The sequence below is a fragment of the Capnocytophaga gingivalis ATCC 33624 genome (genome assembly GCF_000174755.1).
Taxonomy (GTDB): domain Bacteria; phylum Bacteroidota; class Bacteroidia; order Flavobacteriales; family Flavobacteriaceae; genus Capnocytophaga; species Capnocytophaga gingivalis.
Genome location: NZ_ACLQ01000035.1, coordinates 144,977 through 160,931 on the forward strand (window position 1 = coordinate 144,977; position 15,955 = coordinate 160,931).

A 15,955-nucleotide genomic window follows, 5' to 3' on the forward strand; every position below is an offset into this window, starting at 1 on the left:
TTTTTTGCTAAAAAAATATAGATATTTAATATAAATAAAAGATATTATCATGGGATTTTTTGATTTCTTAACAGAAGAAATAGCCATTGACTTAGGTACTGCCAATACACTTATTATCCACAAAGATAAAGTAGTGGTAGATAGTCCTTCTATAGTGGCGCGAGACTTAAGCTCCAACAAAATCATCGCCGTAGGGAAAGAGGCTCAACTCATGCAAGGAAAAACGTATGAACGTATCAAGACGGTACGCCCCTTAAAAGATGGGGTCATCGCTGACTTCGATGCTTCTGAGCAGATGATCAACGCCTTCATAAGGAGTATTCCACCTTTGAAAAGACGTTTTTTCTCTCCTTCTCTTAAAATAGTAGTATGTATCCCCTCTGGAATTACCGAAGTGGAGATGCGTGCTGTGCGTGAATCTTGTGAAAGGGTCAATGGTAAAGAGATATTCCTAATCTATGAACCTATGGCGGCAGCTATTGGGATAGGCTTGGATATCATGCAAGCCAAAGGAAATATGATTATCGATATAGGAGGTGGTACGGCAGAGATTGCGGTAATCTCCTTAGGAGGTATCGTATGTGATAAATCTGTGAAAATCGCTGGAGATGTATTCACCAATGATATTATCTACTATATGCGTACACGCCACAACCTATATATTGGCGAGACTACTGCGGAGAACATTAAAATCAATACCGGTGCAGCTATTGAAGAGATAGATTCTCCACCTGATCCTATGTTGGTACAAGGTAGAGACCTACTGACAGGAAAACCTAAGCAGGTAGAGATCTCTCACAGAGAAGTGGCGAAAGCCTTGGACAAATCAATTCTCCGTATAGAAGATGCCATCATGGAAACCCTTTCACAGACACCTCCAGAATTGGCAGCTGATATCTATAATACCGGAATCTATATGGCCGGAGGTGGTTCTATGCTTCGTGGCTTGGATAAGCGTATTTCCATGCGTACTGACCTACCTGTATATGTAGCAGAAGACCCTTTGCGTGCTGTAGTAAGGGGTACGGGTATCACTCTGAAGAATATAGATAAATTCAAAACTATCCTAATGAAATAGATGCGGCTGATTTTATTATTTTTCAAGCGTCAAAAGGATTTTTTGGTCTTCCTATTGCTTTTCATTTTTTCCTTTACCCTTGTTTTAGATAGAAATTCTTTTCAAAAATCAAAATTTCTATACGTAGCTACAGGGGTAATGGGAGATGTGTACATGCTGCGAAGTGGTATAGAAGGGTACTTCAACCTTCGCCAGCAGAATGAGCTTCTCACACAGGAGAATGAAAGACTCCACAAGGAATTACTCAGTGTAAAAGCTAAAAAATTAGAAGAACTCTCCCAAGATCCTATTTTGCTATTCTCTCCTGAGAGCTATAGCGTGTACAGAGGGGAAGTTATCAAGAACAGCTACAATCTGTCCAAAAACTATCTAATTATCGACAAGGGAACTCGCGATAGTATCCATGAGGATATGGGAGTGGTTTCTCCTCAAGGCATTGTAGGGATTATTGACAAGGGCTCTGAGCGATTCTCATCGGTCCAATCTGTACTCAATACGCTTTCAAAAATCAGCGCTACCCACCAGAAATCAGGCTATTATGGCACTCTCTCTTGGGATGGCAAAGACCCTACTGTGGTACAACTCAGTGATATCCCAAGCCTTGCGACCATCTCCGTAGGAGACTCGATTGTCACTGCTGGGCATTCGAGTATCTTCCCAAAAGGGATTCCTATAGGAAAGGTCAAGAGTGTCAATGCCAATACTCGTGATAATTCTCTGCTCTCACAGGTGAAATTGTTCACCAATATGCAGCAATTACAGCATATATACATCATCAAGAACAAAGAACAAGTTCCTATAAAACAAATAGAAGAGCAAATACAAACCCAAGTAGATGAATAGCTTAACATACATTTTTCAGCTCACAGGTTGGGTACTCCTACAGGGAATCGTCCTGAACAATATAAATTTGTTTGGGTATGCTGACCCTGCTTTGTATTTACTCTTCTTCATGACCTATCCTTCAATGGAGAATAAGACACCTTTGCTTGTTTTGGCGACTCTTTCGGGACTTGTCATTGATATTTTTTCGCAGACAGGAGGCATTTATACTTGTGCTACCCTTTGTGTTGTTTTTCTGCGTCCGCTACTGATTCGTCTGTTCTTTGGGCAAAACTTTGACGAGCAACCCATAAAGCTCCTACAAGTGAGCTTTACCCTACGATTGCTTTATATTCTTTCCTTCACCTTTATTTTCCATATTATTTTTTCTATTTTGGAAACTTTTCAATGGGAACTATGGATATTCACCCTTCATAAGACCTTGATCACTATCCTACTCTCCACGATTGTTTGCCTATTGGTGGAACAACTTATTGGTAACCGCAAGGAGGAAAAATATTAGAAATCACCATAGTTTACTTGAAAACAAGGCAAAGCGAGCTCTCGTCGCCACATATCGACCACTTGATTACGATCATCCAAAAGAAATTCTACAAAATATTTTCCTTGGATCTCTTCTAAGAAAAGTTCTTTTTTGATGATGTTATCCTTTCTATAATCATTGGTATCGCGCATAAGCAATAAATCATAATCTATCTGATACTTTGCAAGGAAGCGTTCGGTGGGCTCTCGGTAAGCATTCTCCCTTCCGGAGAGCAAGATAACCTTGTACCCCTGCTGCTTTGCCATCTTCAGTACCATAGCCACTGGAGTATTGAGCAAATCCTGATCCGCTGTAGAGGCGTTATATGGATCTCTTCCATTGAGCAAGGAAAGAGTCCCATCCAGATCACAGATCACTGCTTTTGGCAAGGAGGTGTCTTGATCAGCATAAGTAAGAGAAGTCTCCTTCAGTGCTCTGGGAATAGGTTTGAAATCAAATTTCTCCTTGGTATATTGTAGTTGGGTTACATGTTTTTCTATGGCACTTTTGGGGATAAACTTACCCGTTTGCTCACAGCGCTTATCACAGCGCTTAACTAATTCTTCCACAGGCAGGTCAAACACCTTAAAAGAAATATCAGCATACTCCGTATAAGTGTGTACCATATCCTGCAAAGAGCGCAAGGAGCTATTGGTTGCATCTATAATCACATTGGTACGATTCTTCAAAAGAGCAATTACGGAAGCCTCCACCATCTTGGTAATCCGTTCCTCATAGAAAGGAGACATCAGAGAATCGCCAAACTGCATCAGGCGAAAATCATCTCGATTGACTCGTACCCAATTATCCTCTGTACGAATAAAATAGCGGGCAAAGGTAGATTTCCCCGACCCTGGTGCTCCTACTAAGATAAGGAGCTTAGGAAAGTGATGTGTATTATTTTTTGCACTCATAATCTGCTATCTAATTGATTTTCTATTTCTTCACCTAATATACGATCCAGTACTAAGTTTTTCAGTTCGTAGTTCTCTTCACCAAGTTCACTATAAGGAATAGCCAAGAGTTTGGCATTAATCGCCCAGTCATTGATAGAACAACGGAGCTTTCCTTTGATATTTCGTTTTGCGATTTGCTCCTGTAGTCTATCTTGGAAATCCACTCCATAGACCAGTGTCAGGTAATCATTGTTACGCACCTTGAAAGCTGGAGGCATCCCAGGAAGGAAAGCCGTACGAGGCTTGATGACTACCCCTTCCTCATCACTTTGATTAACCTGATCCACCCAAGCACGTATCTGGGGGTACTTAGCCTCGAAATCTTCCCTATCAGCAAACTGGTAATGGAGAAAATCATCATCATTTATTTGCTGAAAACTCAAATTGTCATTCACAAAGTGCTCTCTTCCATCAGTATATACCTCCTTGAGAATATTAAAAGGCTTAAAGAATGGCGCAGCTTCCTTGCCAAAAATATCCAACTGACGCTTGAAAAGCTGTATATTCTGCTGGTAGTGAGGCAAGTCCAAGAACTTAAAATCCCTTATCGACTGATACTGACGAATGATATGCATAGGATATTTGTCCTTGAGCTCTTTGGCAGAAAGCACCTTAGCATCAGCTACAAAAGAAAGATAGGCTGGTTCCTGTTGAATCTTTTGCAATTTTTCATATAACGAACTCTGTACCAAATATTCAGCATGAATCTCATGAGAAATGTAATAAGCTGAAAACTCATTATTTATAAGCCCTTTCCCCAGAATAGACCATGGCATCAACTCCGACTGAATGATACGAAGCTCCACCCCATCCCAAGAGAATCTATCATGTAACCCCTGCAAAGCTCGCAAGCATTGTTCTTGGTCTAAGTGATTGATTTTGTATCCGTTCCTACTGACCAAATACGTATCTTCCAATCGCCTATGCAGATAAATATCACAATAAGAACCCATGTACTTCTTTTCAATCACAATCTCCTTTACCCCATTGAGGACAAACCACAAAATCCCCTCATATAAGCTCTCTATCTCATTGCGCTCTACGGACTTAGGTGCAGGAGAGATGGTAGGGGAAAAAGCATTGATCTTATTCTTACAAAACCAATCTATTCGTTTTTTTATCAATGTTTTATCTTCCATATTTGTCTATATTTTTAAAAAGTTGATATCCTATATATTGTTTCAGATCAGGGCAAGCACCCCTATAATAACAATCCCAATAACTAACGATACGGCTCTCAATACGCATTTTCAGTTGAGGATTTTCAGCCAAGAAAGATTTTAACCTGCCCTTCATCTCCTTTGTAAGGTTTTTAGCAAGTACCTCCAATATCTCATACACATAGTCTCCCAAGAGCAGGGCTACATAAGGCAACACAAAATCCTCCTTTGACTGTAATACCTCTTGGAGATATTGCTCCCTGAAGTGTCCATTGTCATGACACAGATACAAACAGTAGAGCATCAGTTCCTCTTGGAAAGTCAGCGATTTCGGATTATATTTACCAAAATACACCCTTTTGGGAATCACCAAAGATTCCCCTGAGAGTACCACCCTCTCCTGTCCCACCATCTCATGAAAACAAGCCTCTCTTTTGAGAAGAAAATCAGCCAACGCTGTAGCCTCTTGTATCAGATAAGATGGAAATGCCTGAGAGATTAAGCGCCTTTCATCCATTGTTCTTTGTTTTACGAGTGCAAAGATACGATAGGACTACGCAATGTTCTTACGTAAGAAATATTTTAAGTTATTTTTAACGATTTTACTTCGAAAATTACCCTTAGACAATATTGTTTTTTTCATATTCTTTTTGTAATTTTGTACTTTGAATGAGACAAAGCAAAATACATATTCATTTCTTTGCTTTTTTGCTGCTTGTGTGCATGCTGAAAGTTGCTTTTCCTGTAGGTGAGTTCTTCCATAACCACCTATCAGAGAAGGAAGTATGTGCTCATGTCAATGGGAAAAAGTGCGATCACAGCACTCATATCTCCCAAGCAGAAAAGCACCATGATTGTGTATACCTACAGCTACACCACAGTTTTGTTCTCTCTACTTTTAGCTATCATCTGCTTGAGGTAAATGACAGTTTTGTATTTTTCTTTAGTGAAAAGACAACAGTCCTTACCTCCTCTACCACTCTCTCCAGAGGGCCTCCTACCACTTCCATTCATTGTTGATTATCAACATGGTAAGAAATTAAAAATTCTTACCCTTATCAGGCGCTATTATATAGTGTCTTCCCCTTGTGTTCTCTTCACAGATCACTGATTATTAACCATTTATTATACCATGCGAAAGATTTTATGTCTTTTCCTTTTTGTCAGTGTTTTTTCCTTGTACGGACAAGAAACACTCCACTTAAGTATAGAAGACAGTCAGAAGCAACCCCTCCCCAGTGCCGTAGTGCACTTCATGGGAAAGCACTATGTAAGTGACAACAACGGGCGAGTAAGTATCCCAAAGCTATCCAAAGGGAAATACCCTATCAAGGTAAACTACTTAGGATTTTTGGACTATGAGGCTACTATCAGCATTCCTGCTGCAAATCCTTATATAATTACTCTGCAAGAAGAAGTCAACCTACTCTCTGGAACAACTCTTTTAGGAAAAGCATCCCAGCCACTGAAGGCAACCGCAACCCTCGACAAAGCTCAGCTTCAGGAGAACTCCGGAGAGCAATTGGCCAAGGTACTCACTTCTGTATCAGGAGTTTCCATGATACAAACAGGAGCCACTATAGCCAAGCCTGTCATCCATGGGCTACACAGCAATCGTATCCTAATCCTCAACAACGAAGTCCGCCAGGAGGGACAACAATGGGGTGCTGACCATGCCCCAGAGATAGATCCCAGTGTAGCAGACAAGATTACTGTGATCAAAGGTGCTGATGCTGTACGCTATGGCTCTGATGCCTTAGGAGGAGTGATTGTCATCGCCCCTAATAAGCTCCCTTACGGAGATGGTCTCCATGGAGAGATTGCTCCATCTTTTGCTTCTAACGGACGAAAAACAGCCACCTCGGTAAAATTAGAAAGTTCCGTACCCAAACTCCACGACTGGGCTTGGCGTATACAGGGTTCCCTCAAGCGTTCTGGAGATATACAAACTGCCGATTATGTATTGAACAATACAGCAGCTCGGGAAGCTAACTTTGCTATAGCTACAGGGGTACAAAAAGAAGTAGGTGCTGTGGAGGCCTTCTATAGCCGATATGAAAACGAAAGTAGTGTATTCTATGGCTCTCATATAGGAAATTTGGATGACCTCTTGGCTCGATTCGAGATTGGTCGCCCCCTGACCACCTACCCCTTTTCCTATAATATAGAAGCTCCAAAGCAGAAGGTTATACACCACCTGTTCAAGGCCAAGGCCTACTACCTTGCCCCCTTTGGAGGAAAGTTCACCACCCAATATGCCTTCCAAAAGGATATCCGCCAGGAGTTCAGCCTACGACGATTGGATAGAACCCGTATCCCTGCTCTGAATATGTGGCTTACTACTCACTTGGTCGAAGCCTATTGGGAAAGTATAGACAGCCCCCTCTGGAAAACAACCATCGGTGGAAGTTTCTCCCATCAGGACAACTATAACCAGCCAGGGACAGGAGTGGTACCTGTTATTCCTAACTTTGCTTCCATTAGCTATGGCGCCTTTGCCATTGAGAAATACCACAAAGGGAAATGGACTGGCGAAGCAGGCATTAGGTATGACTATAAGTACCTCAATGCTGATGGCTATGATATGTATTCTCAGCGTTATGGAGGAGAGCATAACTTCCACAATATCACCTATAGCTTAGGAGGATCGTGGGAAGCTTCAGACAAACTATCACTGAGCAGCAATATAGGAGTCGCTTGGCGAGCACCACAGGTGAATGAGCTCTACAGCAGTGGCTTACACCATGGAGCAGGGACTTACAATCTAGGAGATCCCTCTTTACATCCAGAAACAGGTGTGAAGTGGATTACTGCTCTTGACTATAAGAACCCTGACAAGGGGATAGACCTCAGTGTAGATGCTTATGCTCAAGTGATCAAGGGCTACATCTATGACTACCCCACTGGAGAGACACGCACCCTATTCTCTGGAGTATACCCTATATTCCAATACACCCAAGCAGATGCTTTCTTTCGAGGGGCTGACTTGGAGGCACTGATAAGGCTTGCCCAATGGCATGATCATTCACAAAGCCTATCCTACGAGTTCAGAGGCGCTCTCGTTTTTGCCAATGAGCTAAAGACTGGTCGGTATTTTCCCTTTATTCCCGCTCCAAGGCTGAGCCAATCATTGCTGTGGAAAAGTGCTCCCCGAGGTATTTTTCAAAGTCTCGAGGCAAGTATAGGACATACCTTTGTTGCCAAGCAAACTCGCTTTGAGCCCTCTCAGGAACTGGTTGCCACCACGCCCGAAGCCTATCATCTCTTTGAAGCAGCCATAGGGGGTACTATAAACATAGGGCCACACCAAAGCCTCGGAATCCGGCTCTCTGGAGAAAATCTGTTGAATAAGCTCTATAAGGAATACACCAACCGCTTTCGCTATTACGCCCATGACTTGGGTAGGAATATATATTTGAGATTGAATTATAATTTTTAGAAAATATTGTTGAACACTAATTTTAGAAAAAATGAAAAAAATAACTAATTTATTAAAAAATATCTCATTGGCTATGTTTTCTTCTGTCCTTTTATTCTCTTGTTCTAAGGACGAAAACACAAGCCCAGATACCTCAGCCCCTACTATTGAGGGAGTGGAATTAGGAGAAGCAAATTCCAAAATAGGATATATAGGTGATGAGTTACATGTGGAAGCAACCCTTACCGCAGAAGGAACCATCCAACAAGCAAAACTACAAATTACTTATCAAAATGGGGAGTCCTCCTTCAAGATAGAGGAAGCTTTTGCTGATTTTGTAGGAAAAAAAGGAGGAAAAATACACAAACATGTAGATATTCCTACAGATGCTAAAGAAGGAAATTATGATTTTCAACTCTTTGTTACTGATCAGAATAACAAAACAACTTCCATAAAAGAGACACTAAAGGTAGTTAAGAAAAGAATTTTCACTGAAAATGAGGCTCTTCCGTTATCTTCTCTACAATTAGGTATCCTAAATAAATATATAGGTCTAAAAAAAGAAGATTTTATAGCAAAATTTAGCAATGGAAATGTCACTTATGAACAAGATAGTCCGTTTGACCCATTAGTATATTATGCTACTAACAAAGAAGCTCCTTTCCAAAGATACAAAATACAAGTAAGTTTTGGCAATGTATTTGATTTGGACAAACTTCCTTATGAATCATACGAAGGTGTTGATAGCATTACCATTATTCCTGTAGATGCTAATGGACAAGAGGTAACCAACAACCAGCCCAAGGAAGTTTTTGAATATTTTGAAGATTATATCTCTTCTTTTAGCAAAAAACCTTACCAATACATTCGAGAAGATGACGACAAAGGATATTCCGAAAAAAGATTTAAAAAAGAAGAATTCTACAACACCTTCTCTAATGCAGAACTAAAGGAAACCGATGCTTCTATCCTATGGAATGCAAATCCGAACAAACCTGCATCCGAAAGTTCTAAGGCAAAAAATACTCCTATTGTAAAAATCAAATACAAAAGAGAAAACCACACCTATGAAATTTCTTTAGAATTCAATCGCCCTAATGATTATAATAACAACCTAAAACAAAATTAAAAACACTTAGCATATGAAACGTATAACCAACACTTTTAAAACCCTATTGGCTACTGCTGCCTTAGGTTTTGTTCTTACTTCTTGTAGCAAAGAAGCCGCTACTCCGACCAATGAAAAAGAAGACAAAGGTCATGAAGACCCTGCTAAAGTAGAATTTGTCATTCGTCGAGGACATCTACATGGCGTTCGTTTCCATGGTGATCCAGAAAGTATCATTGCTCCTATACAAAAATTCAAGTTTGAATTGGACGAGCAGACCAAGAATTGGGTTCGTAAGGATATGGATGGAAAGATACTAACTCAAGAAAATCCTGTAGTAATGATCGAGGGTGCTCACTATGCAATGGAAATTATCTACTACAACTCCAAAGGACAACGCATGAACTATGAGTTTACTTCCGAACAAATGTTGCCTATTCACCAACATTTTTTTGAAGTAAGAGAATATACCAATACAAAGACCACTAAAAAAGACACTGATACAGGTTCTTTATTCTCTTATACTTACCGTGATACAAATCCTGAAAATGTACCTGTAGGTGATTTTATTGATTCCAAAAACAGTACTAAAAAATCCGAACTTACCGATAATCCATTAGGACTCAAAGGATATTTTTCTCCTACAAAAGCTTATGCTAAGTATGATATTCGAGTAAGTCTTTTTCATGTACTAAGAGGAACTAAAAATAAGAATAACGAAAAAGGAGTATTCTATCCTTTCAATGCTCCTGGCAGTGAACTAATAGCTCGTAGTACTACGGATTTTTCACAAAAAATACCCGTATATGTGATTACTTCCATCGCCTCTGGAGGAGGAGAAGAAGAAAATCGTTACTATAAGGATGTAGCTGATTATTATGGAATCACTCCTGAGAGAGTGAAACAACTCATAGATGAAGCTCGTGACAAACACGATGAAGCTACTTACTGGATGTAGAAAGAATCAAAAAAAATAATGACCAATGACAAATATCTCTCACAAATATTTGTTATTGGTTATTTTTATTTCTAAAAATTCTTTAATTTTATTCATAAATAAAACCTAAAATCGATGAGAATTCCATTTTTTTATTTTACTTTTGCGAAAAAATTTTCATGAAAGGAATTATTTTAGCAGGGGGGTCTGGAACAAGACTCTATCCTATCACTAAGGGTATTTCCAAGCAGCTACTCCCTATCTATGATAAGCCCATGATTTACTATCCATTATCAGTGCTTATGCTCTCTGGTATTCGGGAGATTCTCATCATCACCACCAGGGAGGATGCAGATTCTTTCCACCGCCTACTGGGGGATGGAAGTCAGTTCGGTGTGCAACTCTCCTATGCCGTACAGCCCTCTCCTGATGGGCTGGCACAAGCCTTTATTATCGGAGAAGAGTTTATTGGAGAAGATGATGTATGCCTTATCTTAGGGGATAATATCTTCTATGGGCAGTCTTTTTCCAAAATGCTCTCCCAAGCGGTAGCCAATGTCAAAGAAGAGAGAAAAGCAACTGTCTTTGGCTATTATGTAAAAGACCCAGAGCGCTATGGTGTGGCCGAGTTTGACCCTGAGGGCAATGTCCTTTCTATAGAAGAAAAACCCAAAGACCCCAAGTCCAACTATGCGATTGTAGGGTTATACTTCTACCCGAACAAGGTCGTAGAGATTGCTAAGAAAATAAAACCTTCACAGAGAGGAGAGTTGGAAATCACCTCTGTCAATCAGGAGTTTTTATCTTCCAAAGAACTCAAAGTACAACTCCTAGGTCGTGGTTTTGCTTGGCTTGACACAGGCACTCATGATTCCCTAACGGAAGCCACCAACTTTGTAGAAACCTTAGAGAAACGACAAGGACTGAAGATATCCTGCTTGGAAGAAATAGCCTATCACCGTGGATGGATCTCCAAAGAACAAGTCACCAAGGTAGGTCAAGAACTATTCAAAAACGGATATGGACAATATCTTTTGGAGCTTGTAAAATAAAATCTATATATAATGAATACAATCAAAACAGCTATTGAGGGATTGGTTATTATAGAACCTAAGGTATTCTCGGACGAAAGAGGATACTTCTTTGAGTCCTTCTCCCAACAGAAATTTGTAGAGGAAGTCTGCAATACCACCTTTGTACAAGACAACGAATCTAAATCCTCCTATGGAGTGCTCAGGGGCTTACACTTCCAGAGACCTCCTTATGCACAATCTAAATTAGTTCGTGTAGTCAAAGGGATTGTCTGGGATGTAGCTGTAGACATTCGCCGAGGCTCCCCTACTTTTGGTCAATATATAGGTGTAGAACTTACCGAACAAAACAAAAGACAGTTCTTTATCCCTCGTGGATTTGCCCATGGCTTTGTGGTACTCAGCCCAGAAGCTATCTTCCAATACAAGTGTGATTCTTTCTATGCACCTACTCATGAGGGAAGTGTACTATGGAATGACCCTACTATAGGAATAGATTGGAAGATTCCTCACAATGATATTATTCTCTCCCAAAAAGACCAACAAGGACCTCTCTTGCAAGAGGTATGGGAATTTGATTACAAAGAAAAATTATATTAAAACATCCATTATATGAAAAATATACTCGTTACAGGAGCCAGCGGACAGTTGGCTTTGGAAATCAAACAAGAATTACACAATTCTGTTTCCAATCATTATATTTTCACTACTAAAAACGAATTGGACGTCACTGATGCAGCTGCTATCAAAGCCTTCTTTAAAAAGAATGAAATAGAGTTGGTTATCAACTGTGCCGCTTATACCAATGTAAATGGTTCTGAGATAGATAAGGAGACCGCCAATCTGGTTAATCATCTGGCTGTAAAGAACATAGCCAATGCTTGTACTGAACAAGGAAGTGCTTGTATCCACCTCTCTACCGATTATGTATTCGCTGGAGAAAAGAATACCCCCTACACTGAAACCGATGCTACTTCTCCTCTGGGAGCGTACGGACAGACAAAACTATTAGGAGAAAGTGCCTTGCAACATTCTGATATTGACTTCCTTATCCTAAGAACCTCTTGGTTATACTCTGCCTTTGGAAACAATTTTGTAAAGAACATCCTACGCCTGAGCAAAGAACGCAAGGAGATCAAGGTGGTTTTTGACCAGGTAAGCACTCCTACTTATGCCAAGGATTTAGCCCGATTCATCATCTTTGTCATTGAAAATAAGCTATACCGAGGCCGACAGGATGTATATCACTTCTCCAACGAAGGAGTATGCTCTTGGTTCGATTTTGCTGTAGAAACACTCAGACTCGCTGGCAGTGATTGCAAGGTAATCCCTTGTAAAACACACGAGTTCCCTACTCCAGCAGCCCGCCCTGCTTACTCTGTATTGGACAAAAGCAAGATCAAAACCGATTTTAACTTTCCTATCCCCTATTGGAGAGATTCTCTCATTGCCCTAATGACAAATAATACCTCGTTAGTATAACTATGAAACACATCTTAATCACTGGAGGTGCTGGATTTATTGGAGCTAACTTTGTTGTATATTTCGCCAATAAATACCCTGATTATCACTTAGTAAACTTAGATAAACTCACCTATGCAGGAGACCTAAGCAACCTTGTAGAGGTTGAAAAAGCTAGTAATTATACTTTTGTACAAGGCGATATTTGTGATAGGGCACTGGTGGAATCCCTTTTTGAGAAATATCATTTCCAAGGAGTGATTCACTTTGCTGCGGAATCTCATGTAGACAATTCTATTGCTAACCCCGATGCTTTTATCACTACCAACATACACGGTACCTTTACCCTCTTGGATGTAGCGCGCCATCACTGGATGGAGGCACCTTTCGTAGTGAAAGAAGCCTACAAAGAGGCTCGCTTCCACCATATCTCCACCGATGAGGTGTATGGTACCCTAGGCGAAACAGGTCTTTTTACAGAGACCACTCCCTATGCACCTAACTCCCCTTATAGTGCCTCCAAAGCTTCTTCGGATATGATTGTTCGCGCTTACTTCCATACCTATGGGATGAATGTAACCACCTCCAATTGTTCCAACAACTATGGGCCTAAGCAACATAAGGAAAAACTCATTCCTACCATTATCCGCAAGGCACTACAGGGAGAAGCCATCCCTATATATGGAGATGGAAAAAATGTGCGCGACTGGCTCTATGTATTAGACCATTGTATAGGGATTGACCTTGTATTCCATCAAGGCAAGGCAGGAGAAACCTACAATATAGGAGGGCGCAATGAGCGTAATAACCTCTTTATCGCAGGACACATCTGTGAGATCTTAGACCAAAAGCGTCCACTCCCCAATGGTAAATCCTACAAAGACCTCATCTCCTTTGTACAAGACCGCGCGGGACACGATCGCCGATATGCTATTGATGCGACTAAGATAGAGACACAATTGGGCTGGAGAGCACAAGAGAATTTTGAGACAGGTATTGTAAAAACTATTGACTGGTATCTCTCTTATTTTAAAGATTTGCTATAGCCTAAGGCAATTCCTATTATGAAAGACATAGTAAAAGGGTATTTATGTGCCTTTATTTCAGCATTTACCTATGGATTGATTCCTCTTTTTATGATTCCTATCAAAAAAGAGGAATCTTTCTCGGTAGATGCAACTCTTTTTTATCGCTTCCTTATCGCCAGTGGAGCTATTGTTTTCTTCCTCTTTTACCAAAAGGAAAGATTGCGTATCTCCTTTCGGGAAGGATTGATTATGAGCCTCTTGGGAATACTCTATGCCCTCTCAGCAGAGTTTCTCTTTCTGGCCTATGACTACCTTTCGCCTGGTATTGCCTCTACTATCTTTTTTAGCTATCCCATCATTGTTGCCTTAGTATTGATCCTTTTCTACAAAGAGAAACTCACGATCCCTACGCTCCTTTCACTGCTATTAGTTGTGGTTGGTGTGGGGGTACTCAGTATCAAAAAGGGAGAAGCTCTAAACTATATAGGTTTAGGTATTTCCCTATTAGGTGCTTTGGTGTATGCCCTCTATATCCTCATTGTCAATAAAGTACGTATAGAATCCTCAGGAGTGAAGATTTCCTTCTACTCCATGCTTTTTTCCTCCCTTTACTTCTTGATCAAGTCCCTTCTTCTGCGGGAAAGCATCATCATTTCCTCTTGGGTATTAGCAGGAGATCTAACCTTATTTGCCATTATCACCACTTCCCTATCTTTGGTAACCTTAGTCTATGCTGTTCGCTATATAGGTTCCACTCCTACAGCTATTATGGGAGCTTTTGAACCGATTGTAGCTGTGCTTATCAGTGTAGGACTCTTTGGAGAACAACTCACCCCTTCATTGGTGATAGGAGGTATGGTAATCATCACAGGAGTATTGATAGATATCCTCTTTAGGAAACACCCTAAGTAATCTATGGCAAAAAAGAAAAACCATTCCGCAATTAGAATGGTTTTCCTTCGTTAAAATATACAAAGAGTATTTAGTATCCAGCGTTCTGAGTGACGTTGCTGTATTCACTATTCCTTTCTAACTGAGGAATAGGGAAAACGAATAGATTATTAGGTACAGTTCGGTTATTTGCTGGATTAGTCGCTCCTGTTCGGCTATAATAAGGTACAGGATCTCCCCAACGGAGCAAATCCCAATAACGAAGACCTTCTCCTAAAAGTTCCCTGAGTCTTTCCTTCTTGAGTTCATCCAAAGTTACAGTTGCTGCTGCAGTAAGCCCTCTTTGTGTTCTAAGTTTGTTATAATAAGTAAGCGCAGAGCCTGCATTTCCTTTTTTCAGATAAGCTTCTGTTGCATTGAGCAATACCTCCTCATAACGCACCAACTTTACATTGGATTTGGATTGCAAGTCAGAGAATTTTCCATCTAAATAATAACCATCATCGCTACTTCCTACGACAAGACCTTTTCTTACATCATCATCTTCATACAAGCCATAAGCATAATCTGTCAGTAAGATTGTCCCATAACCACTACTATTGAACAGATATTCATAAGATTCAGCACCAAGAGAGCCATTAACACCGACAGCCAATTCAAATACACTATTGGTAGCGCTTGGTTTAGTAAAGGAGGTCTCCAGATCCGCCGCCGGTACTACAGAATATTTCTCAGAGGTAATGATCTCCTGAGAAAGAGAAATTACTTTATCCCAATTTTCTTTATAGAGATAAAAACGAGACTGGTAAGCCTTTACTGATAAAGGAGATAATTGAGTTTTATTTGTAGTATCTACTAAATCAACAAGCGTTGTTCCTTGAGAATCAGCTACTTCTTGGAACAAATTAAGCGCTTTTTTCCAATCTGCTTCTATTTGGGCTTCTGTCTGTGCAATAGTTGCCCGAGAAGAGGAAGCTGTAGGGTTGTATTCCAAAGGAAGAGGAACCCCTAAATCACCTCCTGCATATTTCTGTCCATAAAGGCGTAGCAAATCAAAGAAAGCAAGTCCTCGAATAGCATAAGCCTGAGCTTTAAGGCTTTTAACCTCATTAGCTATTTTTGTGGCATCATTACTCTGTAGCCAAGTAAGATTATTAGCTGAATTAATAACGATATTTGCATTGGCCACCACCCTATAAATGGCATCCCAAGTCCCACGAGCATTTCCGTTATTGGCATCCATCGTATAGGTGCTTTCCCCTCTAAAGCGTCCTACGGCCAAGTTGTTATACATCTCATCAGAACGTACTTCTCCATAAGCCAAATAATAAGCTCCTAAATAATTCATATTACGCATTCCAGCATAAGCACCATTGACAAATGAGGTCAATTCCTCCACCGAGGTAAGAGGTTCTGCATTTTTAGACTGATAAAACTTAGTCTCTGTAAAATCCTTACTGCAAGAGATCAGTGCTAATCCTCCCATAAGGAAAATAGAAGTATATAATATTTTTTTCATTT

General features: G+C 40.3%; 16 protein-coding genes. 12 read left to right on the forward strand and 4 right to left on the reverse strand.

Going from position 1 to position 15,955, the window contains the following annotated elements:
* Positions 1-49: 49 nt before the first annotated feature.
* From CAPGI0001_RS12005 to mreD, 3 genes are read left to right on the forward strand one after another with little or no spacing between them, the layout of a single operon-like run.
* The gene (locus CAPGI0001_RS12005) at positions 50-1,078 is read left to right on the forward strand and encodes a rod shape-determining protein (protein WP_002670762.1); all 1,029 of its coding nucleotides are present in this window, start codon (positions 50-52) and stop codon (positions 1,076-1,078) included.
* Positions 1,079-1,921, forward strand: coding sequence for a rod shape-determining protein MreC (gene mreC, locus CAPGI0001_RS12010; RefSeq protein ID WP_002670477.1), 843 nt, complete (start codon positions 1,079-1,081; stop codon positions 1,919-1,921).
* The gene (mreD, locus tag CAPGI0001_RS12015) at positions 1,914-2,423 is read left to right on the forward strand and encodes a rod shape-determining protein MreD (RefSeq protein ID WP_040360381.1); all 510 of its coding nucleotides are present in this window, start codon (positions 1,914-1,916) and stop codon (positions 2,421-2,423) included. Before mreC ends, mreD begins: the two co-directional genes overlap by 8 nt.
* On the opposite strand, the gene CAPGI0001_RS12020 is transcribed toward mreD, so the two are convergent.
* Genes CAPGI0001_RS12020 through CAPGI0001_RS12030 form a run of 3 tightly spaced genes read right to left on the reverse strand, consistent with a single transcriptional unit; the run spans position 2,420 to position 5,077 of the window.
* Positions 2,420-3,358 (reverse strand): phosphatase domain-containing protein, encoded by a 939-nt coding sequence (locus CAPGI0001_RS12020; protein WP_002670750.1) that lies wholly within the window; start codon positions 3,356-3,358, stop codon positions 2,420-2,422. The two genes, mreD and CAPGI0001_RS12020, sit on opposite strands and share 4 nt — an antisense overlap.
* Positions 3,355-4,539: a DNA ligase-like domain-containing protein gene (locus CAPGI0001_RS12025; protein ID WP_002670451.1), complete on the reverse strand. Its 1,185-nt coding sequence runs from the start codon at positions 4,537-4,539 to the stop codon at positions 3,355-3,357. Before CAPGI0001_RS12025 ends, CAPGI0001_RS12020 begins: the two co-directional genes overlap by 4 nt.
* Positions 4,529-5,077 (reverse strand): hypothetical protein, encoded by a 549-nt coding sequence (locus CAPGI0001_RS12030; RefSeq protein ID WP_002670591.1) that lies wholly within the window; start codon positions 5,075-5,077, stop codon positions 4,529-4,531. The genes CAPGI0001_RS12025 and CAPGI0001_RS12030 overlap by 11 nt, the downstream gene beginning before the upstream one ends.
* 152 nt (positions 5,078-5,229) lie before the next feature.
* Here CAPGI0001_RS12030 and CAPGI0001_RS12035 point away from each other — a divergent pair, with 152 nt between their 5' ends.
* The 9 genes from CAPGI0001_RS12035 (at position 5,230) to CAPGI0001_RS12075 (ending at position 14,455) form a co-directional block, all read left to right on the forward strand.
* Positions 5,230-5,580: a hypothetical protein gene (locus CAPGI0001_RS12035; RefSeq protein ID WP_155813492.1), complete on the forward strand. Its 351-nt coding sequence runs from the start codon at positions 5,230-5,232 to the stop codon at positions 5,578-5,580.
* A gap of 112 nt (positions 5,581-5,692) precedes the next feature.
* Complete coding sequence (locus CAPGI0001_RS12040) at positions 5,693-7,999, forward strand: TonB-dependent receptor (protein ID WP_002670637.1); 2,307 nt, start codon at positions 5,693-5,695, stop codon at positions 7,997-7,999.
* Between the two features lie 31 nt (positions 8,000-8,030).
* Complete coding sequence (locus CAPGI0001_RS12045) at positions 8,031-9,107, forward strand: DUF4625 domain-containing protein (RefSeq protein WP_050769257.1); 1,077 nt, start codon at positions 8,031-8,033, stop codon at positions 9,105-9,107.
* A gap of 13 nt (positions 9,108-9,120) precedes the next feature.
* Positions 9,121-10,044 (forward strand): hypothetical protein, encoded by a 924-nt coding sequence (locus CAPGI0001_RS12050; RefSeq protein WP_002670635.1) that lies wholly within the window; start codon positions 9,121-9,123, stop codon positions 10,042-10,044.
* Between the two features lie 158 nt (positions 10,045-10,202).
* Complete coding sequence (gene rfbA / locus CAPGI0001_RS12055; RefSeq protein WP_002670763.1) at positions 10,203-11,075, forward strand: glucose-1-phosphate thymidylyltransferase RfbA; 873 nt, start codon at positions 10,203-10,205, stop codon at positions 11,073-11,075.
* A 12-nt stretch (positions 11,076-11,087) separates the two neighbouring features.
* Complete coding sequence (gene rfbC / locus CAPGI0001_RS12060; protein WP_002670525.1) at positions 11,088-11,654, forward strand: dTDP-4-dehydrorhamnose 3,5-epimerase; 567 nt, start codon at positions 11,088-11,090, stop codon at positions 11,652-11,654.
* A 12-nt stretch (positions 11,655-11,666) separates the two neighbouring features.
* Positions 11,667-12,536 (forward strand): dTDP-4-dehydrorhamnose reductase, encoded by an 870-nt coding sequence (rfbD, locus tag CAPGI0001_RS12065; RefSeq protein WP_002670682.1) that lies wholly within the window; start codon positions 11,667-11,669, stop codon positions 12,534-12,536.
* Between the two features lie 2 nt (positions 12,537-12,538).
* The gene (gene rfbB / locus CAPGI0001_RS12070) at positions 12,539-13,561 is read left to right on the forward strand and encodes a dTDP-glucose 4,6-dehydratase (protein WP_002670773.1); all 1,023 of its coding nucleotides are present in this window, start codon (positions 12,539-12,541) and stop codon (positions 13,559-13,561) included.
* Between the two features lie 18 nt (positions 13,562-13,579).
* Positions 13,580-14,455: a DMT family transporter gene (locus CAPGI0001_RS12075; RefSeq protein WP_002670491.1), complete on the forward strand. Its 876-nt coding sequence runs from the start codon at positions 13,580-13,582 to the stop codon at positions 14,453-14,455.
* Positions 14,456-14,525: 70 nt separating this feature from the next.
* On the opposite strand, the gene CAPGI0001_RS12080 is transcribed toward CAPGI0001_RS12075, so the two are convergent.
* Positions 14,526-15,953, reverse strand: a complete 1,428-nt coding sequence (locus tag CAPGI0001_RS12080; protein ID WP_002670714.1) for a RagB/SusD family nutrient uptake outer membrane protein — start codon at positions 15,951-15,953, stop codon at positions 14,526-14,528.
* Between the last annotated feature and the right edge of the window lie 2 nt (positions 15,954-15,955).

What these genes read in the sequence shown, in the direction of transcription:
- CAPGI0001_RS12020 (WP_002670750.1), bottom strand. Translation starts at nt 3,358, where the DNA reads ATGAGTGCAAAAAATAATACACATCACTTTCCTAAGCTCCTTATCTTA.
- CAPGI0001_RS12035 (WP_155813492.1), top strand. Translation starts at nt 5,230, where the DNA reads ATGAGACAAAGCAAAATACATATTCATTTCTTTGCTTTTTTGCTGCTT.
- CAPGI0001_RS12080 (WP_002670714.1), bottom strand. Translation starts at nt 15,953, where the DNA reads ATGAAAAAAATATTATATACTTCTATTTTCCTTATGGGAGGATTAGCA.
- CAPGI0001_RS12040 (WP_002670637.1), top strand. Translation starts at nt 5,693, where the DNA reads ATGCGAAAGATTTTATGTCTTTTCCTTTTTGTCAGTGTTTTTTCCTTG.
- CAPGI0001_RS12030 (WP_002670591.1), bottom strand. Translation starts at nt 5,077, where the DNA reads ATGGATGAAAGGCGCTTAATCTCTCAGGCATTTCCATCTTATCTGATA.
- rfbC (WP_002670525.1), top strand. Translation starts at nt 11,088, where the DNA reads ATGAATACAATCAAAACAGCTATTGAGGGATTGGTTATTATAGAACCT.
- CAPGI0001_RS12075 (WP_002670491.1), top strand. Translation starts at nt 13,580, where the DNA reads ATGAAAGACATAGTAAAAGGGTATTTATGTGCCTTTATTTCAGCATTT.
- rfbA (WP_002670763.1), top strand. Translation starts at nt 10,203, where the DNA reads ATGAAAGGAATTATTTTAGCAGGGGGGTCTGGAACAAGACTCTATCCT.
- CAPGI0001_RS12050 (WP_002670635.1), top strand. Translation starts at nt 9,121, where the DNA reads ATGAAACGTATAACCAACACTTTTAAAACCCTATTGGCTACTGCTGCC.
- rfbD (WP_002670682.1), top strand. Translation starts at nt 11,667, where the DNA reads ATGAAAAATATACTCGTTACAGGAGCCAGCGGACAGTTGGCTTTGGAA.
- rfbB (WP_002670773.1), top strand. Translation starts at nt 12,539, where the DNA reads ATGAAACACATCTTAATCACTGGAGGTGCTGGATTTATTGGAGCTAAC.
- CAPGI0001_RS12005 (WP_002670762.1), top strand. Translation starts at nt 50, where the DNA reads ATGGGATTTTTTGATTTCTTAACAGAAGAAATAGCCATTGACTTAGGT.
- CAPGI0001_RS12045 (WP_050769257.1), top strand. Translation starts at nt 8,031, where the DNA reads ATGAAAAAAATAACTAATTTATTAAAAAATATCTCATTGGCTATGTTT.
- CAPGI0001_RS12025 (WP_002670451.1), bottom strand. Translation starts at nt 4,539, where the DNA reads ATGGAAGATAAAACATTGATAAAAAAACGAATAGATTGGTTTTGTAAG.
- mreC (WP_002670477.1), top strand. Translation starts at nt 1,079, where the DNA reads ATGCGGCTGATTTTATTATTTTTCAAGCGTCAAAAGGATTTTTTGGTC.
- mreD (WP_040360381.1), top strand. Translation starts at nt 1,914, where the DNA reads ATGAATAGCTTAACATACATTTTTCAGCTCACAGGTTGGGTACTCCTA.